This is a genomic window from Microbacterium jejuense, assembly GCF_039544225.1.
GTDB classification, from domain to species: Bacteria; Actinomycetota; Actinomycetes; order Actinomycetales; family Microbacteriaceae; genus Microbacterium; species Microbacterium jejuense.
Genome location: NZ_BAABLG010000004.1, coordinates 335,781 through 360,348, shown reverse-complemented (window position 1 = coordinate 360,348; position 24,568 = coordinate 335,781). Strand labels below are relative to the sequence as shown.

The following is a 24,568-nucleotide window of genomic DNA, read 5'->3' as shown; positions in this document are numbered from 1 at the left end:
TAATTGGATGATTACCTGCTAGAGAGCAATGTAGTAATCGACTGATTACAAAGTCAAGTCATTCGCTGATAACCTTCGGGTATGACTTCTGCGGCTATGGGCGACAGTGGCGTCGTCGCGCTCGACGACGCGATCGAATCGGGCAAGCGGCTGTCGTCGGGGGAGCGGCGTCGGCAGATCCTCGTGGCGGCGCTCGCCGTGTTCGGCGCCCGAGGATACGAGGGCGCGACGACCGACGAGGTGGCCCGCGCCGCAGGCGTGAGCCAGCCGTACGTCGTCCGGCTGTTCGGGTCGAAGGAGAACCTGTTCCTCGCCGCGATCGAGGACGCCCTCGCCCGCATGCTCTCCGGCTTCCGCGCCGCACTGGCCGACGAGTCTCCGCACGATCCCGACATCACGCCCGAGAAGGCGGCGGCCAAGCGCATCGGGCAGGCCTATGTCGACCTCATCGAGGTCCGCGGTCTGCACCAGACGCTCGCGCACGCCTATCTGCTCGGCAGCCACCCCGCGATCGGCGCGGCCGCGCGCAAGGGATTCGCCACGGTGTGGCGCTTCTTCCGCGACGAGATGGGGCTCGACGCCGACGAGGCGCGCGCGTTCATGGCCGAGGGCATGCTCATCAGCACCATGATCGGGCTGCGGATCGTCGACGACTACGGCTCAGATCCGCAGATCACCGAGCTGTTCCGCTCATGCTTCCCCTCCGAGCTGCCGCACGTGCTCGAGGTGCTCCCGCGCGGCGTCGACCGCTTCTAGCCGCGCCCTGGTCCGCGTCCGGGCCCCGGCGTATCGTCGGGGGCATGTGCCGGAACATCCACACGCTCCACAACTTCGAGCCCGCCGCGACCTCCGAAGAGGTGCACGCCGCCGCGCTCCAGTACGTGCGCAAGATCGCGGGCACCACGAAGCCCTCGAAGGCGAACCAGGAGGCGTTCGACCACGCCGTCCACGAGATCGCGCACCTCACGCAGCATCTGCTCGACGACCTCGTCGCGGTCGCGCCGCCGAAGAACCGCGAGGTGGAGGCGGCGAAGGCGCGCGAGCGGGCGATCCGCTCCGGCCGGTACGCGGCGCCGGCCGCCTGACGCGCATGTCCCACGCAGACCTCCGACTCGGATAGTCTGGTCGGCTCCCCTTCCGGCGATGACTGCCGCTTCGGAGCAGAGGGGAACCCCGTGGGTCACATCGACATCGCCGCCGTCTCGTATGCACTGCCGGACGGCAGACCACTGCTCGACGATGTCTCGTTCCGGGTGGGCGAGGGATCGACGACGGCGCTCATCGGGCAGAACGGCGCCGGCAAGTCCACGCTGCTGAGGATCATCCGCGATGAGCTCCCCGCGCTGTCGGGCGTGGTCTCGATCGACGGCGGGCTGGGCGTCATGGACCAGTTCGTCGGCCACGGCGAGCCCGGCCAGACCGTGCACGACCTGCTCATCTCGGTCGCGCCCGACCGCGTCCGCCGCACGGCGCGCGAGCTGGAGGACGCCGAGGCGGCCATCATCGAGCACGACGACCTCGACACGCAGATGCGGTACGCCGGGGCGCTCGCCGACTACGCCGAAGCGGGCGGCTACGAGTACGAGACGGTCTGGGACACGTGCACCACCGCGGCCCTGGGCATCCCGTTCACTCGGGCGCGTTACCGCGAACTCACGACGCTGTCCGGCGGCGAGCAGAAGCGACTCGCGCTGGAGGCGCTGCTGCGCGGCCCCGACCAGGTGCTGCTGCTCGACGAGCCCGACAACTACCTCGATGTGCCCGGCAAGCGGTGGCTCGAAGAGCGCCTGCGCGAGACGCCGAAGACGGTGCTGCTGGTCTCGCACGACCGCGAGCTGCTGGCCCGTGCGGCCGACCGCATCGTGACGCTCGAAGCGGGTGGCGCCGGCAGCACGGCGTGGGTGCACGGCGGTGGGTTCGGCACGTACCACCGGGCACGCGAGGACCGCATGGACCGGCTCGACGAGCTGCGCCGGCGCTGGGACGAGCAACACGTGAAGCTCAAGGCGCTCGTCGCGATGCTCAAGGTCAAGGCCGCGAACAACAGCGACATGGCCTCGCGCTATCGTGCCGCCCAGACGCGGCTGAGCAAGTTCGAAGACGCCGGTCCGCCGCAGGAGCGCCCCAAGGAGCAGGACCTCGACCTGCGGCTGCGCGGCGCGCGCACCGGCCGCCGCGCGGTCGTCGCCGAGCAGCTGGAGCTCACCGGGCTCATGAAGCCGTTCGACGTCGAGGTGTGGTTCGGCGACAGGGCCGCCGTGCTCGGCTCGAACGGGTCGGGCAAGTCGCATTTCCTGCGGCTGCTGGCCCGTGGCGGCACCGATCCCGACGGACGGCTGGGGCACATCACCGCCACCGGCGCCGCGCTGGAGCCGGTCGCGCACGAGGGTCGTGCGATCCTCGGCGCCCGCGTGGTGCCGGGCTGGTTCGCTCAGACCCACCGGCATCCCGAGTTCGACGGACGCACCCTGCTCGACATCCTGCACCGCGGCGAGGACGCCCGCGCGGGTCTCCCGCGCGACGCGGCGTCGAGCGCGCTGGACCGCTACGGGCTCGTGGCGCAGGCCGAGCAGACGTTCGACAGCCTGTCGGGCGGGCAGCAGGCGCGGTTCCAGATCCTGCTGCTGGAGCTGTCGGGAGCGACCCTGCTGCTGCTGGACGAGCCGACCGACAACCTCGACCTCGTCTCGGCCGAGGCGCTGCAGGACGCGCTCGCCCGGTTCGAGGGCACGGTGCTCGCTGTCACGCACGATCGGTGGCTCGCGAAGTCGTTCGACAGGTTCCTCGTGTTCGGCTCGGACGGCCGCGTCGTGGAGTCCGACGCTCCGGTGTGGGACGAGGCCCGCGTCGTGCGCGCCCGGTGAGGCGGCGAGGGGATGCCGGCGGCCGGGGCCGGCGGCATCCCTCGTCCCTCCGGATCGGGCGGCGCCGAGGGTGACGGGTAGGCTGGTCGGGTGAGCATGGACATCGAACTCGGCCGGGCAAAGCGCGCGCGTCGCGCCTACACGTTCGACGACATCGCGGTGGTGCCGTCGAGGCGCACGCGCAACCCCGAGGACGTCTCGACAGCCTGGACGATCGATGCGTTCAGCTTCGACATCCCGGTGCTGGGCGCCCCGATGGACTCGGTGGTGAGCCCGCGCACGGCGATCATGCTGGGCCAGCTGGGCGGCCTCGGCGTCCTCGACCTCGAGGGGCTGTGGACGCGGTACGACGACCCCGAGCCTCTGCTCACCGAGATCGCGGCCCTCGAGAAGGGCGCTGCCACTCGTCGCATGCAGGAGCTGTACTCCGAGCCGATCAAGCCCGAGCTGGTGCGTGACCGGCTGGCCGAGATCCGCGCCGCCGGTGTGACAGTCGCCGGTTCGCTGACGCCGCAGCGCACGCAGGAGCTCTACGAGACCGTCGTCGCCGCGGGCGTCGACCTGTTCGTGATCCGCGGCACCACGGTGTCGGCCGAGCACGTGTCGAGCGTCGACCAGCCCCTCAACCTCAAGAAGTTCATCTACGATCTCGACGTCCCGGTGATCGTCGGTGGCGCGTCGACGTACACCGCCGCCCTCCACCTCATGCGCACGGGCGCGGCCGGCGTGCTCGTCGGGTTCGGCGGCGGGGCGGCGTCGACGACCCGCGCCACCCTGGGCCTGCACGCCCCGATGGCCACCGCCGTCGCCGATGTCGCCGGCGCGCGCCGTGACTACCTCGACGAGTCGGGCGGGCGCTACGTGCACGTCATCGCCGACGGCGGCGTGGGCACGTCGGGCGACATCGTCAAGGCGATCGCCATGGGCGCCGATGCCGTCATGCTCGGAGTGGCGCTGGCGCGCGCGACCGATGCTCCCGGCCGAGGATTCCACTGGGGCCCTGAGGCGCACCACGCCCAGCTGCCCCGCGGCCGCCGCGTGAAGGTCGACCAGGTCGCCTCGCTCGAAGAGATCCTGTACGGTCCCGCGCCCGTCGCCGACGGCACCGCGAACCTCATCGGGGCGCTGCGCAAGTCGATGGCCACGACCGGGTACTCCGACCTCAAGGAGTTCCAGCGCGTCGAGGTCGTCGTCGCCCCGTACGCCGCAGGATGAGCTCACCCGCGCCCGAATCCCCTCCGGCCCCGGAGGTCTTTCCGCCGACGCTGCGCGAGGTGATGCTGCGTCCGCGCTGGATCGGCATGCTGCTGCTGTGCCTCGTCGTCGCGGGTGTGTTCGCGTGGCTCGGCCAGTGGCAGCTCGCCCGGGCGGTGCAGGTGAACCCGAACCCGCCCGGTGCCACCGAAGAGGTGCGCCCGATCGGCGATGTCGTCCAGCCGGGCGAGTACCTCAACGACCCGCTGGTCGGTCAGCGCGTCGAGACGAGCGGCACGTGGGTGCCCGGCGACTTCCTGATCGTCGAGTCCCGCTACAACGACGGCGTCAAGGGCTACTGGGTGACCGGGCAGCTGCGCCTCGGCGAGGGCGAGACCGAGGTCACGGGTCCGGTGTCGGTGGCCGTCGCGCTGGGTTGGGCTTCGACGATGGATGCCGCGCACGCGGCCGTCGAGACGCTCGAGCGTGAGGCATCCGATGCCGATCCGATCGACGTGACCGGGCGCCTGATCGCCGACGAGGGCCCGGTGCTGCCGCCCCACGGCGCCGATCCGCAGACGATGACGCGCATGTCGCCGGCCGCGCTGCTCGGTCGCTGGCACGACATCGAGGAGCTGAGCGTCTTCCGTCCGTACCTGGCGTCGACCGAGGCGCTCGGCGGGCTCGACGCGATCTCGTCGCCGGCGCCCGAAGAGGGCTCGACCGTCAACTGGCTGAACATCTTCTACGCCGTGGAGTGGGCCGTCTTCGCCGGCTTCGCGTTCTACCTCTGGTACCGCCTCGCGAAGGACGCGTGGGAGAAGGAGCTCGAGGACTTCGCTGACGACGAGGGCGAGGGCGACGGCGAGCCCGCCGGCGACGCCCCCGGCGGGGGCGCGGCGGCGCGCGGGTAGACTGGGGGTCATGCCCCGCGCCCCGAAGCTCGCTTCCTTTCCGGCGATCCGCGGAGCCCTAAAGTTCTACCAGATCTGCTCGATCATCACGGGAACCATGCTGCTGCTGCTGGTCGCCGAGATGATCGTCAAGTACGGCCTCCACTATGAGCTGTTCCTGGGCGGATCCGGCGGCTTCCTGTGGTTCGCGCCCGTCGTCGAGACCGCCTCCGGCCTGGAGTCCACCGGCGACGGTCTGAACCTGTCGCTGGGCATCCTGGTCGCGCACGGCTGGTTCTACGTCGTCTACCTCGTCTCGTGCTTCCGGGTGTGGAGCCTCATGCGGTGGAACCTCGGGCGTCTCGCGATGCTCGCCGCCGGTGGCATCGTGCCGCTGCTGTCGTTCTTCATGGAGGCCCGCGTCGCCCGCGACGTGAAGTCCTACCTCGCGCAGCGCGAGGCCGATGAACTGCACTCGCGAGCCGAGCACTCGTCCCTCACTCACGCGATCCCTACGGAGAACAAGCGTTGACAGAACAATCTGAGACCGACCAGCGTCCGGTCCTCGTCGTCGACTTCGGCGCGCAGTACGCGCAGCTGATCGCCCGCCGCGTCCGCGAGGCCGGCGTGTACAGCGAGATCGTGCCGCACACCGCGACCGCCGCCGACATCGCCGCCAAGAACCCGGTCGGGATCATCCTGTCGGGCGGCCCGTCGTCGGTGTACGAAGCGGGCGCGCCCGCGCTCGACGCCGGCGTGTTCGACCTCGGCGTGCCGACGCTCGGCATCTGCTACGGCTTCCAGGTCATGGCGCAGGCGCTCGGCGGTGAGGTCGCCAACACCGGCCTCCGCGAGTACGGCGCGACGGATGCCGCGGTCACCGGTGACGGCGGCGTGCTGCTGGGCGGCCAGCCGGTCGAGCAGAACGTGTGGATGAGCCACGGCGACCAGGTCGCGAAGGCCCCCGAGGGCTTCGAGGTGCTCGCCTCGACCGGCGCGACCCCCGTGGCCGCGTTCGCGAGCGACGAGCGCCGGCTGTACGGCGTGCAGTGGCATCCCGAGGTCAAGCACTCGGACTACGGTCAGAACGTCATCGAGAACTTCCTGCACAAGGCGGCGGGTCTGCCCGCTGACTGGAACAGCGGCAACGTCATCGCCGAGCAAGTGGAGAAGATCCGCGCCCAGGTCGGCACGGGCCGTGTGCTGTCGGCCCTGTCGGGCGGCGTGGACTCGGCCGTCTCGACGGCCCTGGTGCACAAGGCCGTCGGCGACCAGCTCGTCGCGGTCTTCGTCGACCACGGGCTTCTCCGCAAGGGCGAGCGCGAGCAGGTCGAGCAGGACTACGTCGCCTCGACGGGCGTGCGTCTGGTCACTGTCGACGCGCGTGAGACGTTCCTGAACGCCCTCGCCGGCGTGAGCGACCCCGAGCAGAAGCGCAAGATCATCGGCCGCGAGTTCATCCGCGCCTTCGAGAAGGTCCAGGCCGACCTCGTCGCCGAGGCGGCGGCCGAGGGCGAGCCGATCAGCTTCCTCGTGCAGGGCACGCTGTACCCCGACGTCGTCGAGTCCGGCGGCGGCACCGGCACCGCGAACATCAAGTCGCACCACAACGTGGGCGGCCTGCCGGAGGACCTGCAGTTCGAGCTCGTCGAGCCGCTGCGCACCCTGTTCAAGGACGAGGTGCGCGCGATCGGCCGCGAGCTGGGCCTTCCCGAGGTCATCGTTGCCCGCCAGCCGTTTCCGGGCCCCGGCCTCGGGATCCGGATCGTGGGTGAGGTCACCGCTGACCGTCTCGAGATTCTGCGCGATGCCGACGCCATCGCCCGCGAGGAGCTGACCAAGGCGGGTCTGGACGGCGAGATCTGGCAGTGCCCGGTCGTGCTGCTGGCCGACGTGCGCTCGGTGGGCGTGCAGGGCGACGGCCGCACGTACGGCCACCCGATCGTGCTGCGCCCCGTCTCGTCCGAGGACGCGATGACCGCCGACTGGACGCGCCTGCCCTACGACGTGCTGTCGAAGATCTCGAACCGCATCACCAACGAGGTGCGCGACATCAACCGCGTCGTCCTCGACGTGACCTCGAAGCCCCCGGGGACCATCGAGTGGGAGTGATTCCTGGATGCCGCAAGCCCTGGCTTGCGGCATCCATTCGTTTCGGCAGGCGTCGCAGGGAAGGATGGACGGGTGAGCTCTGAGACGCAGCTGCCCGAGGCCGACTACGTGGTGCTCGGGAGCCGGATCGCCCTCGGGCTCGACGGCGGATTCGCCGTGGCGGTGCCCGCGCGGCTGCGGCTGCTGGAGGCCGCGGGCGCGCGCGAGCCGCTGATGCTGAGCGTCGACGGCCAGTCGCCCGAGGCCCACGCCGCGCAGCGGCAGGCGTTCGTCGACGGCGGGCATGTCCCGGATCCGTCGCGGGTGCGCAACCTGTTCGACGAGCTGCTCGCGGGCGGCGACTGGCTGTCGCGCGCGGGCGAGCCGGGCGGACGGACGCCGGGCGTGGCGTACCGGACGGTGCGGGATGCCGCCGACCGGCCCATCGCGGAGCTCCCGGTGATCGAGAACGACCCCGAATGGCACCTGCGCGACGCGAACGTCGTCGTCCACGCGCCGGACGGGGATCGCGTGCTGCGCGGGTTCCGCGGGCTCTACATCGCGTGGCTCGAGGCGATCGCCGCGTCGCGACGCGGCGCGGCGGGGGATCCCGATCGCCTGTTCGTCGTCGTGTGCGAGTCCCGCCAGATCGGCGAGGCGCTCGTCGGGTGGGACGACCCCCGCGTGCGGCTCGTGCACACGATCCACAACTCCCACCTGCCGGCCCCGCACGACGACCCGGCCGCGCCGGTGACCGGGCTGTGGGAGCGCTGGCTGCGCACCCTCGACGCGCACGATGCCGTGCTGTGGCCCACGGCGGCGCAGCGTGACGAGGTCGCCGCGCGGTTCGGTGACCCGGGCACGTTCCACGTCGTGCCGAACACGATCGACCTCGGCCCCGAGCCCGGTGCGGCAGTGCGCCGCGACCCGCACCGCGTCGTGATGCTCAACCGCCTCGCGCCGCAGAAGCGCGTCGACCTCGCCGTGCGGGCGTGGCCCGCCGTCGTCGCGGCGGTGCCCGACGCGCACCTCGACGTGTACGGCGACGGCCCGTTGCGCGACGAGCTGCAGACGCTGGTCGACGAGCTCGGGGTCGCGGCATCCGTCACCCTGCACGGGGCGACCTCGGAACGGGATGCCGTCTTCGACAGGTCGTCCGTGTTCCTGACCTCCACCGCGTTCGAGGGGCAGGGCCTGTCGATCGCCGAGGCGCTCGCGCGCGGGCTTCCGGTGGTGTCGACCGATGCGCGTTACGGGCCGCGCGAGGCGGTCGGCGATGCGGGTGTGCTCGTGCCGCCGGGTGATGTCGAGGCGCTCTCGGCCGCGCTGATCGACCTGCTGCGGGACGACCGCCGCCGCGTGCAGCTCGCCGCCCGCGCCCGCGCCGCGGCCGCGGCGTTCACGCCCGAGGCCGTGCGCCCGGCGCTGGTCGCGGCCCTGCGTGCCGCCGTCGGGCACCCCTCGCGCCGCGCGCGCTGACACCCCTTTCGCCGGGCGGGGCCCTGCTGCCGCCTCCTCCCGCCCCGTCCACGCCCCGCTCCGCCCGCCCCATGGGGTCCGTTCGTCGTATATGTACGCCATCCAGGGCATTTCGCGTACATATGCGACGACTCGACCTGGGGGAGGAAGGCGGGAGCGTGGCCCCGTCGATCCGCCGAGGGCAGAGCCGCCGGGAGCGGAAACGGACGCTGCGCCGGGCCGCCGCGCGCAGGCTGGGGTCATGGCAGAAGAAGGCAAGATCCCCCAGTTCGGGGCTGAAGCGCGGCGCGAGCTGTTCCAGCAGCGCGTGCTCGTGCTCGACGGCCCGCTCGACGACGACAACGGCACGCTGCTCACGACCCAGCTGCTCGCCCTGGCGGCGGAGGACGAGGCGGCCGACATCGCGCTGTGGATCCACTCGCCCGGCGGCTCGGTGCCGTCGATGCTCGCGATCCGCGATGTGATGCGGCTGATCCCCAACGACGTCGCCACGCTCGCGCTCGGCCTCGCGTGCAGCGCCGGGCAGTTCCTGCTGTCGGCAGGGACCCCGGGCAAACGGCGGGCGCTCCCGCACGCGCGCATCCTCATGCATCAGGGCTCGGCAGGCATCGGCGGCTCGACGGTGGACGTCGAGGTACAGGCCGACGACCTCCGCTACACGCGCGACACGGTGCTCGGCATCGTGGCGAACGACACCGGACAGCCGCTCGACCGCATCTTCGAGGACTCGCTGCACGACCGGTGGTACACCGCCGAGCAGGCGCGCGAGTACGGCTTCATCGACGCGATCGTGGACGACTTCGCCCAGGTCGTGCCCAGGCGCCGACGACCGGCGGGGCTCGGGATCGGGACGGAGGTCGCAGCATGAGCGGGTACACGATCCCGAACGTCGTGGCGCAGCATCCACGGGGCGATCGCATCATGGACGTCTACTCGCACCTGCTCGCCGAACGCGTCGTCTACCTCGGCACGGGCATCGACGCGGGCGTCGCCAACGCCCTCATCGCGCAGCTGCTGCACCTCGACGCCGACAGCCCCGACCGCGACATCCAGCTCTACATCAACTGCGAGGGCGGTGATCCCTCGGCGATGCTCGCCGTCTACGACACGATGCAGCACGTGCGCCCCGACGTCGCGACGACGGTCGTGGGACAGGCGATCGGGGTCGGCGCCGTCATGCTCGCCGCCGGTGCGCCGGGCAAGCGCTCGGTGCTGCCGCACGCACGCGTCGTGCTGCATCAGCCGGCGGGGCAGGGGAGGGGCGCGATCCCCGACCTCATCCTGCAGGCCGACGAACTGGTGCGGGTGCGTGGCGAGGTCGAAGAGATCCTCGCGCGGCACAGCGGAAAGGATGCCGCACAGCTTCGCTCCGACACCGACCGTGACCGCGTGTTCACCGCCGCCGACGCCGTGACCTATGGTCTCGCCGACCACGTGCTGGACCGGGTCCCGGCGCACGCCGGGTGAGCCCGCCGGTTGCGCCGGGCTCCGGTCGCGCCCCGGTCGTCGAGCGAGAGGAGCCAGTCGAGACGCCGCGAGCCGCCGATCGGACCCGGCCCCGTCGGCGACGTCCGCGTCGAGCCGGTCCCCGAGAGCGTCTCACGACGTTTCGACTTCGCTCCTTCGTCGCTCCGCTCAACGACCGGAGGGGGCGCCCGGCCACACCTTGCCCTCCCAGGGGTCGTAGTCGGCGATGAGCTCCTCCTGCGGCGGGCGCTCGTCCTCGGCCACGTGCTGCAGGTTCACGCGCACCCGGTACCAGACCGAGCTCGAGCCGCGCATCCCGTCGATCAGCACGTCCGCGGGGTGCAGCTGCGCGTTCGCGGCCGGGTGGCGCCGGATCCACTCCTGGAGTGCGGCGATCGACTCGGACTTCGTCTTCGTGCGGGCGATCTCGATGAGCGGCATCGTGGATTGCCGGCGACCGTCCGCGCCGCCGCCGCGCGGCGGCTTCTCGGCGGGGCCGAGCTCCTCGGCCAGGCGCAGCAATCCGTCGAGCGTGCCGACGGTCTCGTCGATGCCGGCGTGCGGGTCGCCGAGCTCGGCGTAGCGCGCGGGCACAGTGAGCACCGTGAACTCCTCGGGCCGGCGCGAGCGCACCTCATCCCAGCCGAGCGGCGTCGACACGCGCGCGTCGGGCAGCGGCCGGATCGAGTATGCGGATGCCACGGTCCGGTCCTTCGCGTTCTGGTTGAAGTCGACGAACACGCTCTCGCCGCGCTCCTCCTTCCACCATTGTGCGGTGGCGAGGCCCGGTGCGCGGTTCGCGACCTCGCGGGCGAGCGTCTCTGCGGCTAGGCGCACCTGCCGGAAGTCCCACTGCGGCGCGATGCGGACGAGGATGTGGATGCCGCGAGAGCCGCTGGTCTTCGGCCAGCCGACGAGTCCCACATCGTCGAGCACCTCACGGGCGACGAACGCGGTGTCGACGATCTGCGACCAGTCCACACCGGGCATGGGATCGAGGTCGATCCGCAGCTCGTCGGGATGGTCGAGGTCCTCCGCGCGAACCGGATGCGGGTTCAGGTCGAGACAGCCGAGGTTGACGATCCAGGCGAGGCCCGCGGCATCCCGGATCACGGCCTCCTCTGCCGACGTGCCGCGGGCGTAGTGGAGCGTCGCGGTGTCGATGAAGTCGGGGTGGTTCTCGGGCACGCGCTTCTGGAAGAAGGGCTCGGCGTCGATCCCTTTCGGGAAGCGCTTGAGCACCATCGGCCTGCCGCCCGCGCCACGCAGTGCGCCATCGGCGACCGACAGGTAGTAGCGCACGATGTCGAGCTTGGTGACGCCGGGTTCGGGGAACACGATCTTCGTCGGGCTCGAGATGCGCACCTCGTGCCCGCCGATGTCGAGGATCTCGGCCTCTGCCTTTGCGGGGGTCACCCGGCCCACGCTAGCGACGCCTCGCGACATCGACCAGGGGGCTGCCCCGAACCGGCTCAGGCGGCGAGGGCGAAGGCGGCGCGGCAGCCCACGGCGGCGCGCTCGGTCTCGCGCGACCGCAGGTCGTCGACCACGGCCGCGGTGAGCTCGATGAGCGTCACGTCGAGCGCGCCGGCGACGGCGGCGATCATCTCGCTCGACGGCTCTTTGAGCCCGCGCTCGATCTCGGACAGATACTGCGGCGAGACCCCCGCGCGGTCGGCCGTGTCGGCGAGGCGCTCGCCGCGCTCGTGCCGCAGGCGTCGCAGCTGTTCCCCGAGGGCGTCGCGCCACAGCGGCTCGGGGTCGCGGCGGGGCCGCGCGGGCTTCGTCGGCAGCGTGATGATCTCGGCCATGGCGTCACGATAGAACGGGATGCCGCCACCCGGCGACCCGTTCCGCCCACAGCAGAACGGCCCCGCCCGGAGACTGGGCGGCCGTGCTGCGCGACGCCGCAGGATCAGTCCCGATCCCCCTCACACGCGGGTGAACCGCAGCGTCACGATCTGGAACGGGCGCAGTTCCAGATGCACCGACGCGCCGTCGGCAGCCACTCCATCGGCGGGCACGTCGCGCTCCAGCAGATCGACCTGCCGCACCCCGGCGACGTCGAACCCCACGGTGAGCGTCGCATGGGCGCGCACGCCCAGCGCCTCGTATAGGCGCACGACGACATCGCCGCTGCCGTCCTCGGCGAGCTTCACGGCCTCGACGACCACACCCGGCCGGTCGACCGCGACGAGCGGCTCGATGGCCTCGGCCGCGGCGTCGGCGACGCGCCGGTCGGGCAGGTTGATGCGGTAGCCCTCGGTCACCGCCTGCGCCATGTCGGCGCCGACGACGAGCCCGACCCGGAGCGCGTGGGCGCCCTGGTCCTGGGTCGGGTCGGGGAACAGCGCCGCGCGGATGAGCGACAGGCGTGCGATCGTGATCGTGCCGCCGCGCTCGTCGCGCTGTTCCCGCGTGATGTCGTGCCCGTACGTCGAGTCGTTCACCACCGCGACGCCGAAGTCCGGCTCGGCGACGCGGATCCACCGGTGCGCGACGGTCTCGAAGCGGGCGGCATCCCACGACGTGTTCGTGTGAGTCGGACGCTCGATGTGGCCGAACTGGATCTCCGACGCGGCGCGATCGGTGTGCAGGTCGAGCGGGAACGCGAGCTTCAGCAGCTTCTGCTTCTCGTGCCAGTCCAGCTCGAACGCGAACGACACCACGCGCGAGCCCTCGGCGAGGCTGATGCGCTCGACCACGGTGGATTCGCCGAACCGCCGCTCGACGACGACCGATGACCCCTCGACCCCGATCGAGGCGACCTCGGTGAGGTCGCGCACCGTGTTGCGATAGTGCACGTCGACATCCCACGCGTCCCACTGCGTCGGGGTGTCGCGGTGCAGCTGCAGCAGGCCTGCAGCGCGTCCGGGCGGCACGACCTCGCGGCCCTTCGCGAGGTCGACAGCCGAGACGACGAGCCCACGAGCGTCGACGGTCGCACGCACGATCCCGTTGTCGAGTACCCAGCCGGTGCCCTCCACCACGGGAGCGACCTCGGCCGCGAGGGCATCCGGACCCGCGCCCAGCGCCACCACGCCGCCGCGGTCGTGCGGTGCGGCGTTGGCGACGAGCGTGCGGTCGCCCGACCCTGCGAGCGCGCGCAGGCTCTCTCCGATGATGTCTTCGAGCTCGCGTGCGACCCACGCGTAGTTGCGCTCGGCGTCGTGGTACACCCACGCGATCGACGAGCCGGGCAGGATGTCATGGAACTGCTGCAGCAGCACGGTCTCCCAGACCCGCTGCAGCCGCTCGGCCGGATACAGGATGCCGCACCGCACGCTCGCCGTCGCCGCCCACAGCTCCGCCTCGCGCAGCAGGTGCTCGCTGCGGCGGTTGCCCTGCTTGGTGTTGAGCTGGCTGGTATACGTACCGCGGTGGAACTCGAGGTAGAGCTCGCCGGACCACACCTCGGGGAGCGGGTACTCGGCCTCGGCGGTCTCGAAGAAGCGGCGCGGCGTGCTGTGCTCGACGCGCGGCGAGCCTTCGAGCGACCCGGTGCGGGCGACCGCGGCCGTCATCTCGCGGGTGGGGCCGCCGCCGCCGTCGCCGTATCCGTAGGGGAGGAGCGACACGGTGCCGCGGCCCTTGTCGGCGTAGTTGCGCTCGGCGTGGGCCAGCTCGTCGGCCGTGACGCGCGAGTTGTACGTGTCGACCGGCGGGAAGTGCGTGAACAGGCGCGTGCCGTCGATGCCCTCCCACAGGAACGTGTGGTGCGGCATCCGATTCGTCTCGTTCCACGAGATCTTCTGCGTCAGGAACCAGCGCGCGCCCGCGGCCTTCGCGATCTGGGGGAGGGCGCCCGAGTAGCCGAACGAGTCGGGCAGCCACACCTCGGGGGTGTCGAGGTCGAACTCGCGCAGGAAGAACGACTTGCCCGCGACGAACTGGCGCGCCATCGCCTCCGAACCGGGCATGTTCGTGTCGGATTCGACCCACATGCTGCCGACCGGGATGAACCGGCCCTCCTTGACGCGGGCGCGGATGCGCTCGAACAGGTCGGGGTAGACCTCCTTGATCCACGCGTACTGCTGCGCGCTGGAGGCGACGAACACGAACTCGGGGTCCTCGTCCATGAGCGACAGCACGTTCGAGAAGGTGCGCGCCGCCTTGCGCACCGTCTCGCGCACCGGCCACAGCCAGGCCGAGTCGATGTGCGCGTGGCCCACCGCGTGCAGCGTGTGTGCGGACGCGGACGCGGGGCTCGCGAGCACCGGGGCGAGGACGGCGCGACCGGCGGCCGCGGTGCCGGCGATGTCGTCGGGGTCGACGGTGTCGATCATGCGCTCCAGCGCGACGAGGATGTCGGCCCGCCGCGGCGATCCCGCGTCGAGCTCGTCGGCGAGGCCCCGCAGCGCGAGCGTGTCGGCGAGCAGGTCGGCGACCTCCAGATCGCGCAGCCGCACGTCCAGGTGCCGCAGGGTGTAGATCGGGTCGGTGCCCGCCGTCGCGCGGTCGCCCACCGGTGTCGGTGCGAAGGTGAAGAGGCTCCCGACGTCGGGGTTCGAGGCCGCCTCGATGTACACATCGACCTCGCCCGCCGCATCGACGGCTTCGGCGACCGCGTTGTTGAGCGGTTCGATGCCGCGCACCGGGCTGCCTGCGGTGCTCCACACCATGGCCTCGCACTGGAAGCCGGGCTGCCCCTGAGTGAAGCCGAGGTCGACGACGATCTCGGGGCGCGTACGCGCGGGAAGGGCGCCGTCGGCGTCGCGCCACTGCGCGGGCACGGCGCCCCGAACACGGAACCAGGTCGTGCCCCACGGGAGGCCCCACAGGTCGCCGGGCGCGATCGGGGTGTACTGACCCGCCGCGGCGGTGTCGAACGGGACGGGCTCGTCGGCGGCATCCCATCGGGTCGCCTGCAGAGGAGCCGATGCGCGGTACACGTGCGGCCGGAGCCGTTCGACGACGAACCGGTCGACGCGAAGACGGGCGAGAGAGGAACGGTCGTGCATGCCTGTGCTTTCAGACGTGGGGCCGCGGCCCTGGACAGAACCGGCGAACGCGCACTCCATGGGTCGTGCAGCCTCGCGCACATGTTATTCAAACAGATTTAGTAAATCTGTCAAGCGTCGACGGGACGCGGAGCGCCCCACTTCTACGCGAGACCGATCATCAGGTCCGACGCGCGCGCGGTGAACGCCTCGTCGAGGACGAGGGATGCCGCACCCGCTGCCGCCAGGTCGGTCCCCAGCCGTGCCTCGCGCAGCACGATCGGCCGCGTGGTCGTGATCTGCGGCATTACCGGCAGTGCGGCGTCCAGCGCCGGCCGCAGCGCCTCACCCAGACGGCTCCACACCGGGCCGCCGATCACGAAGGTGCCGGCGTCCAGCACGTTGTTCAGCAGCACGATCGCCCGCGCGAAGTCCGCTGCGGCCAAGTCCCGCACGGCCAGCGCACGGCGGTCGCCGTCAGCGATGCGCGTGCGCATCTCGTCGATCGCGCCCCACACCGCGGTCGGCGCGATCGCGGGGGAGTCCGTGATGCCGGCGTCGAACAGCAGGCGCTCCGGCGCCACCGAGACGCCGAGGCAGCCGCGCTGCCCGCAGTGGCACGGCGGTCCACCCGGTTCGACGAGCAGGTGGCCGATGTCACCGGCGTTGCCGGTGCGGCCACGGACCGCCTCGCCGTCGACCGCCATGCCCAGCCCCACCCCTGCGCCGTAGTAGACCAGCGCGGCGTCGTCGAGGGCATGCTCGGTCTCGGCCCACAGCTCGCCGACCATGGCGGCCACGACGTCCTTCTCGACGACGACGGGGTGGCGGGCGGCCTCGGCGAGCAGCTCGCGCAAGCGGGTGTGGTGCCAGCGCGGCAGCAGCGGGGGCGTGAGCACGGTGCCGGACTCGTGGTCGATCGGCCCCGGCGCGGCGACGCCGATGCCCAGCACGCGGTCCATCGGCACGTCGGCCGAGCGCAGCAAGGCCGTCGCATCTCGGGCGAGCGCGGCGATCAGCTCGGCCGCGCCGGCCTCGGCGGCCGGCGGCCGCTCCCTGTGCGCGACGATGTCGCCCGCCAGGTCCACGACGACGAACGTGTCGACGGAGGGATCGAGATGGATGCCGACGGCATACCGCGCGGTGCGGTTGAGCTGCAGCGGGGTGCGGGGCTTCCCGGGGCCGAGCACGACCCTGTCGCCCTCGACCACGAAGCCCTCTGCGGCCAGGCGGCGGGCGACGTTGCCCAGCGTCTGGGCCGACAGCCCGGTCTGCGCCGCGAGTTCGATGCGGCTGAGCCCGGCGGGCGAGCGCCGGATCATGTCGAGCACGAGAGTCTGGTTGTACGTGCCGACCGCGGGCATGTTCGATCCGCGCTTCATCGTCCCCTCCGTGCAGCCGTCGCTCCCCGCAGGCTACCCGGAGTCCGCCGTGGAACGCGAAGAGGCCGCCCGGTGACCGGGCGGCCTCTTCGTGAGAACGGCGTCAGTTGTTGCCGCGGGCGATCGCGAGGATCCGCAGGATCTCGACGTACAGCCACACGACGGTGACCATGATGCCGAAGCCGCCGAGCCAGCCGTACTGGCGGGGGGCGCCGTTGCGCACGCCCTGCTGGATGCTGTCGAAGTCGAGCACCAGCGAGTACGCGGCCATGATGACGACGAAGATGCCGATCAGCACGCCCCACGGGATGCCGAACAGCGGGCTCTGGTTGCTGAGCATGCCGAACGCGCCACCGGCGATCGGGACGTTGAAGATCATCAGGCCGATGTTGACGAGCGAGAACACCAGGTAGCCGACCATCGCGATCAGGAAGACCTTGGTGGCACGCTTCGATGCGCGCACCTTGCCGCTGGCGAACAGGGCAAGGGTCACGCCGACGACAGCGAGGGTCGCGAGGGTCGCCTGCAGGACGATGCCGTGGTAGATGAACTCGAAGAACGCCGAGATGCCGCCGACGAACAGACCCTCGAACGCCGCGTAGCCGAAGATCAGCGCCGGGCGGATCTTCTTGCGCGACGTGAAGATGACGACCATCGACAGGACGAAGCCGCCGAGCGCGCCGATGATCCACGGCAGTGCGTTGATCTGCGGGTTGATCGCGGTGACGCCGGCCATCGTCCACACCCAGCCGACGGCGGCGAAGGCGAGGAGGACGGCGAACAGGCCGACCGTCTTCCAGATGGTGTCTTCGTACGACATGCGCCCGGTCTCGGCGGCGCCGGCCGACGGAGCGGCGTACATGCCCTCGAGCTGCGCCTGCGCGGCTGCATCCGTTGTGGCGTGCTGCGCGGTGGCGTACTGGGTCTGCGCACCCAGGTTGGCTGCCTGCGCACCCCCGGGGTAGGTCTTGACGGCCTTCGGGTCCTGGAAGGCCGGGTTGTTGAACGCGGGGTTGTTGAGGGCCACTGCTCTCACACTCCAATGTCAAGGGAATCCCAGCACGGTGCTGTTGATCAACACTAACCGACAGGCGGCCGCCGGGGTCGGATGGGCCCTGTGAGAGGACTATGAAGGGATGCCGCCCGCCCCGGGTCGTCCGGCGCTCGGGCTAGCCTGGTGCGATGCCGCGCCGGACTCCGCTCGTCATCGGTCATCGCGGAGCGCCGGGGTATCGCCCCGAGCACTCCCGCTCGTCGTACGCCCTCGCCTTCGAGCTCGGCGTGGACGCGGTCGAGCCGGACGTCGTGGTCTCGCGCGACGGAGTGCTGATCGTGCGTCATGAGAACGAGATCTCGGGCACGACCGACGTCGCCGAGCGCCCCGAGTTCGCCGACCGCCGCACGACGAAGACCGTGGACGGGGCTGCGCTGACCGGCTGGTTCACCGAGGACTTCACGTGGGACGAGCTCTCGACGCTGTACTGCCGCGAACGGATCGCCGACCTGCGGCCGTCGAGTGCCACTTTCGACGGCGAGCAGACCGTGCTGTGTCTACGGGACGTGCTCGAAGCCGCGCGGGCCGCGTCGCTGGAGCAGGGGCGCGAGATCGGCGTCGTGCTCGAGATCAAGCACGCGACGTACTTCGCATCGCTCGGCTGGGATGTCGCCGCGCTCGTGGAGGCCGAGCTCCGCGACGCGGGCTGGGACGCGGGACAATGGCCGCTCACCGTCGAGTCGTTCGAGTCGACGGTGCTGCTGGCGCTCAAGGAACGCGGCATCCGCGCCTCGTACGTGTACCTGCTCGAAGCGGCGGGGCGTCCGTTCGACCTCGCGTCCACGCAGGGCAAGGCCGCGCCGACGTATCCGTCGCTCGCGACGCCGGCGGGTCTGGACGGACTCGTCGGGCAGGTCGACGGAATCAGCGTCGACAAGCGCATGATCCTCGCCCCCGACCGGCTGGGCCGCACGAACGGCCCGTCGGCGATCGTCGCCGACGCGCACGAACGCGGGCTGAGGGTGTTCACCTGGACGTGCCGGCCCGAGAACCGGTTCTTGATCGGCCAATTCCGCGGCCCCGGCGGCCCGTCGGCGTTCGGCGAATGGGAGGGCGAGTGGGGTGTGATCCGGGATGCCGGCATCGACGGCGTCTTCGTCGACCACCCCGATCTCGGGGTGGAGTTCTTCCGCCCCTGACAGTGGGCCCTCGCCCCTACATCTCAGGGGTGTGCAATCGCGCGAGGAACGTGTCCACTCCGCGCGGCGTGCCGCGGCGGTCGGTGCGCGAGACGAGGACGATCACGGCCACGGCGATCGGCACCGTCCAGGCGGCGGGCTGTTCGAGGAGGGGACGGATGCCGGGGGCCCAGGCCGCCAGCATCCCGCCGCCGAAGATCGCCGCCGCAGACAGCGTGCCGCCGACGAGCATGCCGGCCACCGCGCCCCGTGCGGTGAGCCCGCGCCACCAGATGCCGAGCAGGAGGACGGGACACAGCGTCGAGGCGGTGAACGCGAAGACGAGGCCGACGCTGCCGGCGAGCCCTGACGACTCGGTCGCGAGGGCGACCACGAGCGGCACGATCGTGGCGAGCACGGCCGCGATCCGGAAGCCGCGCACGCTGCCGCCCAGCATGTCCTGGCTGATGACACCCGCGAGGGATACGACCAGACCCGAGGTCGTCGACAGGAAGGCGGCGAACGCGCCGGCGATCACGAGGGCCGTCAGCAGCACGCCCGCAGGGCCCGGCACGAGCCGTCCCGGCAGCATGAGGACGAGGGCGTCAGCCTGCCCGCCGGCGGCGAGGTCGGGGGCGAACACGCGGCCCAGCAGGCCGAACACCGTCGGGAAGCAGTAGAACGCCGACAGCAGCGCGAGCACGATGACCGTCGTCCGGCGTGCGGCGACGCCATCGGGGCTCGTATAGAACCGCACCAGCACGTGGGGCAGGCCGAGGGTGCCCAGCAGCAGCGCGACCATGAGCGACACGGTGCGGTAGACGTCGAGCCCCGCCGGTCCGGCCTCCGCCGGGAACGGATCGATGGATGCCGCATGCGCGACGATCCCCGGCACGCCTCCCGCGACGACGATGAGGATGACCACGGCGGGGATCGCGAGCGCGGTGAGCTTCAGCCAGAACTGGAACGCCTGCACGAACGTGATGGAGCGCATGCCGCCCGCGACCACGACCGCCGCGACGATGACCGCGACGGCCACGGACCCCGCCCACGCCGGCATCCCCGTCGTGATCCTCACGGTGAGCGCCGCACCCTGCAGCTGCGGCACGATGTAGAACCAGCCGATGACGATCACGAGGACGCTGGTGACACGGCGCACGCCTGTCGATTCGAGCCGCGCCTGCGTGAAGTCGGGGATCGTGTACGCGCCGGAGCGGCGCAGCGGCGCGGCGACGAACAGCAGCAGCATGAGGTAGCCCGCGGTGTAGCCGATCGGGAACCACAGGCCCTGCGATCCGGTGAGCAGCACCAGCCCGGCCACCCCGAGGAACGACGCCGCCGAGAGGTACTCGCCGCCGATGGCCGACGCGTTCCACCACGGGCGCACGGTGCGGCTCGCGACGTAGAAGTCGCTCGTGGTGCGCGACACCCGCAGCCCGTAGAAGCCGATCAGCGTCGATGCCGCGGCCACGGCGGCGATGCTCACGTAGCCCACCCAGGGGTTCATTCGTCCACCGTGAGCGCGCGGTACCGCGCCTCGTTGCGGGCCGCCGCGCGCACGTAGAGGACGGCGACGGTGATCGCGAGCGGGTACAGCCCGAATCCGAGGAGGAGCCAGGATGCCGGCACCCCGAACACGACCGCGGCACTGAGATCGGGCACGAGCGCGAGGATCAGCACGAAGGCGATCGTCGCCACGATGAAGCCCGTCGTCGCCACGATCCCGAGGCGCAGCTGCGAGCGGATGAGCGAGCGCACGTACACGGCAGCCGGTTCCGTCGCCCGTCCGCTGGGCGCGGGGGAACGCAGGTCGAACGCGGGGCGTGCGGCCGGTCCGAGGCCTGCCGCCGTGATCCGGACGCGCTCCGGGCGGGCGGGCGGAGGCGCTTCGCCGAGGTCGTCGGTCACGGGTCCGCCCGCACCGTCGACTGGGCGAGGCGGTCGCGCAGACCGGGCAGCATCCGGCGGCTCACCGGCAGTGCCGCATCGCCGACGACGACGGTCGGATGATCCGAGCCGAGGCGGATCTGCGCGACGTGTGCCAGCGCCACCAGATACGAGCGGTGCACGCGGACGAAGCCGGCGTCCGCCCACTGGCGCTCGAGGTCCGAGATCGGCACGCGCACCAGGAACCCGCCCTCGGCGGTGCACAGCCGGGTGTAGTCGCCCTGGGCCTGCACGTAGCGGACGTCATCGCGGCGGATCATGCGCGTGGTGCCGCCCAGGGTCACCGCGATGAGCTCGGCGGCCGGGGGCGCCGTGGCCTCGGGCGTCTGCCGAAGCGCGTCGATCACGCGCGAGATCGACCGCTCGAGGCGCACGCCACGGACGGGCTTGAGCAGGTAGTCGACGGCTTCGAGGTCGAACGCCTCGAGCGCTCCGTCCTCGTCGGCGGTGACGAACACCAGGGCGGGCCGGTGCTCGAACCGCTGCAGTGCCCGGGCGAGGTCGAACCCCGAGAGCCCCGGCATGTGGATGTCGAGGAACACCGCGTCGATGCGCTCCCGGGTGAGCAGGCGGATGGCATCGGCGCCGGTCGACACCTGGTGCACGCGGCCGATCCGGGCATCCTGTTCCAGCAGATACGCGAGCGCGGCGAGGGCGGGTTCTTCGTCGTCGGCGATGAGGACGTCGATCATGCGTCAGTGCTCGCGGGGACGGGGCCGGTCGCCGACGCGGCCTTGGGCAGGGTCTTGGGGATCCGCATGCGCACGAGCGTCCCGGCGCCGATCTGGGTCTCGACGACCAGGCCGTTCTCGTCGCCGTACACCTGGCGCAGCCGGGCGTCGACGTTGCGCAGCCCCACGTTGTCGCGCGGTCGCGCGCTCGCCGAACCGGCCGCCGCGGCGCCGAGCGGACCGGGTGCGAGCACCTCGCGGATCTGCTCAGGGTCGAAGCCCACGCCGTCGTCCTCGACCGTGATCTCGGCGAAGGCGCCGGAATCGGAGGCCTCGATCGTGATGCGCCCGCCGCCCTCCTTCGCCTCGAGCCCGTGGCGGACGGCGTTCTCGACGAGCGGCTGGATCGACAGGAAGGGGATGACGGTGCCGAGCACCTCAGGCGCGATCTGCAGCGTCACCTGCAGCCGATCGCCGAAGCGCGCACGCTCCAGGCGCAGGTAGCTGTCGATCGAGTGCAGCTCCTCCGCGATCGTCGTGAACTCGCCGTGGCGGCGGAACGAGTACCGCGTAAAGTCGGCGAACTCGAGGACGAGCTCGTGCGCCCGCTGCGGGTCGGTGAGGATGAACGATGCGATGGCGTTGAGCGCGTTGTAGATGAAGTGCGGGCTGATCTGCGCGCGGAGCGCGCGCACCTCGGCCTCGGCGAGCGCGGTGCGGGAGGCATCCAATTCTCCGAGCTCGATCTGCGCGGCCATCCAGTCCGCGACCTCCGCCGTCGCGCGCACGAGCCCGGCACGCACCGGGCTGGAGAACGCGACGATCGCGCCCGCCGGACGCTTGCCGATGAGGATCGGGGCCGACACGGCGTCGACGTCGGCGCCGACCCCGCGGCGCACCTGCGCCTTGCCCGCCGCGTGCACGCTCGCCGCGAGCTGCGCGGCGACCTCGCGCAGGCGTTCGTCGCCGTCGAGCGCGACGACCCCGTGCGGATCGACGATCGCGAAGGTGTCGCAGCCGAGCAGCGACTTCAGGTGGCGGCCGGCCTTGACGGCATCCTGCTGGCTGACGCCGCCCCGCAGGTGCTTGGCAGCCCGGGCGGCCAGGTGGAGGGTCTGATAGGTCGCCTGCTCGGCGTCGGTCCCGAGCTCGCGCGATGAGACCAGCACCCGCCGCAGAAGGACGACGAGACCCACCGCGGCGGCCCCGGCGACAGCGCCGGCGCCCGCGAACAGCAGCAGCGAGTCGGGCATTCTCAGGCCAGCGTAATCCGTCGCCCGGCGCGGCCGGACTCCGTTCGTCGCACCGTCGACGCCGTTCGTCGACGACGAGCGGCGCTGCCCGTCGGAGAGGTCCCGCGCGCGGCAACATCGTCACGCGCAGCACGCGCTGCGTGTTCCATCCCCCTTCGAAGGAGAAGCCATGGGCAACGACGCCCCGGGCGCGGTGACGGCACCAGACGTCGACTACCGCGCGGTACAGCAATCCGACCGGTTCCAGCAGTTGAAGAAGCGCCAGCGCGGCTTCGTCTTCCCCGTCCTGGTGGCGTGCCTGGTCTGGTACCTCGCCTACGTGCTGCTGGCCATGTACGCACACGACTTCATGTCGACGCCCGTGTTCGGGCACGTCAACGTGGCGATGCTGCTCGGCTTCGCGCAGATCGTCACCACCTTCGCGGTCACGACCTGGTACGTGAGCTTCGCGAACCGCCGCCTGGACCCCATCGCGAGCGAGATCCGCGAGTCGGTCGCCGTCGACCCCGCTTCGGCCCCTGAGGAGGTCTCGCGATGAGCATCGTCTTCGCAGCGGATGCCGCTCCCGCGTCGTCGCCGGGCAACCCCTGGCTCAACATCGGCATCTTCGCGCTGTTCGTCGCGATCACGATGGTGATCGTCTTCCGGGCGAGCCGCAACAACAAGACCGCGTCCGACTACTACGCGGCGGGCCGCTCGTTCACCGGAGGCCAGAACGGCTCCGCGATCGCGGGCGACTACCTGTCGGCGGCGTCGTTCCTCGGCATCGTCGGCGCGATCGCGATCACCGGGTACGACGGCTTCATGTACTCGATCGGCTTCCTCGTGGCGTGGCTGGTCGCCCTGCTGCTGGTCGCCGAGCTGCTGCGCAACACCGGCAGGTTCACGATGGCCGACGTGCTGTCGTTCCGACTGAAGCAGACGCCGGTGCGGGTGGCCGCGGCCATCACGACGCTCGTCGTGTGCTTCTTCTACCTGCTCGCGCAGATGGCGGGCGCGGGCGGTCTCGTCTCGCTGCTGCTGGGCATCGGAGACACCCTCGGGCAGTCGCTGGTGATCACGGTCGTCGGCGCGCTCATGATCCTCTACGTGCTCATCGGCGGCATGAAGGGCACCACGTGGGTGCAGATCATCAAGGCCGTGCTGCTCATCGCGGGCGCCGCGGTGATGACGGTGTGGGTGCTGGCGCTGCACGGCTTCGACCTGTCGGCGCTGCTCGAGAAGGCCGCCACCGTCGCCGAGAACCCGGCGATCCTCGACCCCGGCCTGAAGTACGGCGCCAGCGACATCACCAAGGTCGACTTCATCTCGCTGGGCCTTGCCCTCGTGCTCGGCACCGCAGCCCTGCCGCATGTGCTGATGCGCTTCTACACGGTGCCCACGGCCAAAGAGGCCCGCAAATCCGTCGTGTGGGCGATCTGGCTGATCGGCATCTTCTACGTCTTCACGCTCGTCCTCGGCTACGGCGCGGCGGCCCTCGTCGGACCGGCCGTCATCGCGGCGGCACCGGGCGGCGCGAACTCGGCGGCCCCGCTGCTGGCCAACGCGCTCGGCGGACCGCTGCTGCTCGGCCTCATCTCGGCGATCGCCTTCGCGACGATCCTCGCGGTGGTCGCCGGCCTGACCATCACGGCTGCGGCCTCGTTCGCGCACGACATCTACGCGTCGGTCGTCAAGAAGGGCAAGCCGGCCGCGGGCGCCGAGGTCAAGGTCGCCCGTCGCACCGTCGTGGTGATCGGTGTCATCGCGATCATCGGCGGCATCGGCGCCAACGGGCAGAACGTGGCGTTCCTCGTCGCGCTCGCGTTCGCCGTCGCGGCATCGGCCAACCTGCCGACCATCGTGTACTCGCTGTACTGGAAGCGGTTCACGACGAAGGGCGCGCTGTGGAGCATGTATGGCGGGCTCGCCTCGGCCATCATCCTCATCGCGTTCTCGCCCGTCGTGTCGGGGTCCGAGACGTCGATGCTGAAGACCGACGCGATCGACTTCGCCTGGTTCCCGCTGTCGAACCCGGGCATCGTGTCGATTCCGCTCGCGTTCTTCCTCGGTTGGCTGGGGACGATCCTCGACAAGGGCACGGAGGATGCCGCCAAGGAGGCCGAGATGGAGGTGCGGGCGCTCACCGGCATCGGAGCCGAGGGAGCCACCCAGCACTAGCGGAACGAGCGGTGCCGCCCCCGGGGGAGGCGGACCGCCGGCAACGCGGAGGACC

The 24,568-nt window shown here is 71.3% G+C and carries 22 protein-coding genes; 13 read left to right on the top strand and 9 right to left on the bottom strand.

Annotated elements, in window-relative coordinates; translation table 11 throughout:
* Positions 1 to 81: 81 nt before the first annotated feature.
* The 10 genes from ABEA46_RS09190 to ABEA46_RS09145 all read left to right on the top strand — a co-directional run bounded on the left by ABEA46_RS09190 (position 82) and on the right by ABEA46_RS09145 (position 9,988).
* Positions 82 to 756, top strand: a complete 675-nt coding sequence (locus ABEA46_RS09190; RefSeq protein ID WP_345544138.1) for a TetR/AcrR family transcriptional regulator — start codon at positions 82 to 84, stop codon at positions 754 to 756.
* Positions 757 to 800: 44 nt separating this feature from the next.
* Positions 801 to 1,085 carry a DUF2277 domain-containing protein gene (locus ABEA46_RS09185; protein ID WP_345544137.1) on the top strand — a complete coding sequence of 95 codons (285 nt, stop codon included), beginning with the start codon at positions 801 to 803 and terminating at the stop codon, positions 1,083 to 1,085.
* 90 nt (positions 1,086 to 1,175) lie between these two features.
* Positions 1,176 to 2,864 (top strand): ABC-F family ATP-binding cassette domain-containing protein, encoded by a 1,689-nt coding sequence (locus ABEA46_RS09180; RefSeq protein WP_345544136.1) that lies wholly within the window; start codon positions 1,176 to 1,178, stop codon positions 2,862 to 2,864.
* Between the two features lie 96 nt (positions 2,865 to 2,960).
* Complete coding sequence (locus ABEA46_RS09175) at positions 2,961 to 4,079, top strand: GuaB3 family IMP dehydrogenase-related protein (RefSeq protein WP_345544245.1); 1,119 nt, start codon at positions 2,961 to 2,963, stop codon at positions 4,077 to 4,079.
* Between the two features lie 62 nt (positions 4,080 to 4,141).
* On the top strand, positions 4,142 to 4,972 hold the full coding sequence (locus ABEA46_RS09170) for an SURF1 family protein (RefSeq protein WP_345544243.1): 831 nt from the start codon (positions 4,142 to 4,144) through the stop codon (positions 4,970 to 4,972).
* Positions 4,973 to 4,982: 10 nt separating this feature from the next.
* Positions 4,983 to 5,483 carry a DUF3817 domain-containing protein gene (locus ABEA46_RS09165; RefSeq protein ID WP_345544135.1) on the top strand — a complete coding sequence of 167 codons (501 nt, stop codon included), beginning with the start codon at positions 4,983 to 4,985 and terminating at the stop codon, positions 5,481 to 5,483.
* Positions 5,480 to 7,063 carry a glutamine-hydrolyzing GMP synthase gene (guaA, locus tag ABEA46_RS09160; RefSeq protein WP_345544134.1) on the top strand — a complete coding sequence of 528 codons (1,584 nt, stop codon included), beginning with the start codon at positions 5,480 to 5,482 and terminating at the stop codon, positions 7,061 to 7,063. The genes ABEA46_RS09165 and guaA overlap by 4 nt, the downstream gene beginning before the upstream one ends.
* A 72-nt stretch (positions 7,064 to 7,135) precedes the next feature.
* Complete coding sequence (locus tag ABEA46_RS09155) at positions 7,136 to 8,521, top strand: glycosyltransferase (RefSeq protein WP_345544133.1); 1,386 nt, start codon at positions 7,136 to 7,138, stop codon at positions 8,519 to 8,521.
* Between the two features lie 241 nt (positions 8,522 to 8,762).
* On the top strand, positions 8,763 to 9,389 hold the full coding sequence (locus tag ABEA46_RS09150) for a ClpP family protease (RefSeq protein WP_345544132.1): 627 nt from the start codon (positions 8,763 to 8,765) through the stop codon (positions 9,387 to 9,389).
* On the top strand, positions 9,386 to 9,988 hold the full coding sequence (locus ABEA46_RS09145; protein ID WP_345544131.1) for a ClpP family protease: 603 nt from the start codon (positions 9,386 to 9,388) through the stop codon (positions 9,986 to 9,988). Before ABEA46_RS09150 ends, ABEA46_RS09145 begins: the two co-directional genes overlap by 4 nt.
* 168 nt (positions 9,989 to 10,156) lie before the next feature.
* On the opposite strand, the gene ligD is transcribed toward ABEA46_RS09145, so the two are convergent.
* The 5 genes from ligD to ABEA46_RS09120 form a co-directional block, all read right to left on the bottom strand.
* Entirely contained in the window at positions 10,157 to 11,404 is a 1,248-nt protein-coding gene (gene ligD / locus ABEA46_RS09140) for a non-homologous end-joining DNA ligase (RefSeq protein ID WP_345544130.1), read from the bottom strand.
* A gap of 56 nt (positions 11,405 to 11,460) precedes the next feature.
* Positions 11,461 to 11,799 (bottom strand): helix-turn-helix domain-containing protein, encoded by a 339-nt coding sequence (locus tag ABEA46_RS09135; protein WP_345544129.1) that lies wholly within the window; start codon positions 11,797 to 11,799, stop codon positions 11,461 to 11,463.
* Between the two features lie 120 nt (positions 11,800 to 11,919).
* On the bottom strand, positions 11,920 to 14,949 hold the full coding sequence (locus tag ABEA46_RS09130) for an alpha-mannosidase (RefSeq protein ID WP_345544128.1): 3,030 nt from the start codon (positions 14,947 to 14,949) through the stop codon (positions 11,920 to 11,922).
* Between the two features lie 143 nt (positions 14,950 to 15,092).
* Entirely contained in the window at positions 15,093 to 16,310 is a 1,218-nt protein-coding gene (locus tag ABEA46_RS09125; protein WP_345544127.1) for an ROK family transcriptional regulator, read from the bottom strand.
* A gap of 103 nt (positions 16,311 to 16,413) precedes the next feature.
* Positions 16,414 to 17,337, bottom strand: a complete 924-nt coding sequence (locus ABEA46_RS09120) for a Bax inhibitor-1/YccA family protein (protein WP_345544126.1) — start codon at positions 17,335 to 17,337, stop codon at positions 16,414 to 16,416.
* Between the two features lie 155 nt (positions 17,338 to 17,492).
* On the opposite strand from ABEA46_RS09120, the gene ABEA46_RS09115 reads away from it, so the two are divergent.
* Complete coding sequence (locus tag ABEA46_RS09115; protein ID WP_345544125.1) at positions 17,493 to 18,503, top strand: glycerophosphodiester phosphodiesterase family protein; 1,011 nt, start codon at positions 17,493 to 17,495, stop codon at positions 18,501 to 18,503.
* A 16-nt stretch (positions 18,504 to 18,519) separates the two neighbouring features.
* On the opposite strand, the gene ABEA46_RS09110 is transcribed toward ABEA46_RS09115, so the two are convergent.
* From ABEA46_RS09110 to ABEA46_RS09095, 4 genes are read right to left on the bottom strand one after another with little or no spacing between them, the layout of a single operon-like run.
* Complete coding sequence (locus ABEA46_RS09110; RefSeq protein ID WP_345544124.1) at positions 18,520 to 19,989, bottom strand: sodium/solute symporter; 1,470 nt, start codon at positions 19,987 to 19,989, stop codon at positions 18,520 to 18,522.
* Positions 19,986 to 20,390: a DUF485 domain-containing protein gene (locus tag ABEA46_RS09105; RefSeq protein ID WP_345544123.1), complete on the bottom strand. Its 405-nt coding sequence runs from the start codon at positions 20,388 to 20,390 to the stop codon at positions 19,986 to 19,988. Before ABEA46_RS09105 ends, ABEA46_RS09110 begins: the two co-directional genes overlap by 4 nt.
* Positions 20,387 to 21,121: a LytR/AlgR family response regulator transcription factor gene (locus ABEA46_RS09100; RefSeq protein WP_345544122.1), complete on the bottom strand. Its 735-nt coding sequence runs from the start codon at positions 21,119 to 21,121 to the stop codon at positions 20,387 to 20,389. The genes ABEA46_RS09105 and ABEA46_RS09100 overlap by 4 nt, the downstream gene beginning before the upstream one ends.
* A complete protein-coding gene (locus ABEA46_RS09095; RefSeq protein ID WP_345544121.1) occupies positions 21,118 to 22,353 on the bottom strand; it encodes a sensor histidine kinase in 1,236 nt (411 codons plus the stop codon). Before ABEA46_RS09095 ends, ABEA46_RS09100 begins: the two co-directional genes overlap by 4 nt.
* 169 nt (positions 22,354 to 22,522) lie before the next feature.
* Here ABEA46_RS09095 and ABEA46_RS09090 point away from each other — a divergent pair, with 169 nt between their 5' ends.
* On the top strand, positions 22,523 to 22,891 hold the full coding sequence (locus tag ABEA46_RS09090) for a DUF485 domain-containing protein (RefSeq protein WP_345544120.1): 369 nt from the start codon (positions 22,523 to 22,525) through the stop codon (positions 22,889 to 22,891).
* Entirely contained in the window at positions 22,888 to 24,513 is a 1,626-nt protein-coding gene (locus tag ABEA46_RS09085) for a solute symporter family protein (RefSeq protein WP_345544119.1), read from the top strand. Before ABEA46_RS09090 ends, ABEA46_RS09085 begins: the two co-directional genes overlap by 4 nt.
* Positions 24,514 to 24,568 lie beyond the last annotated feature (55 nt).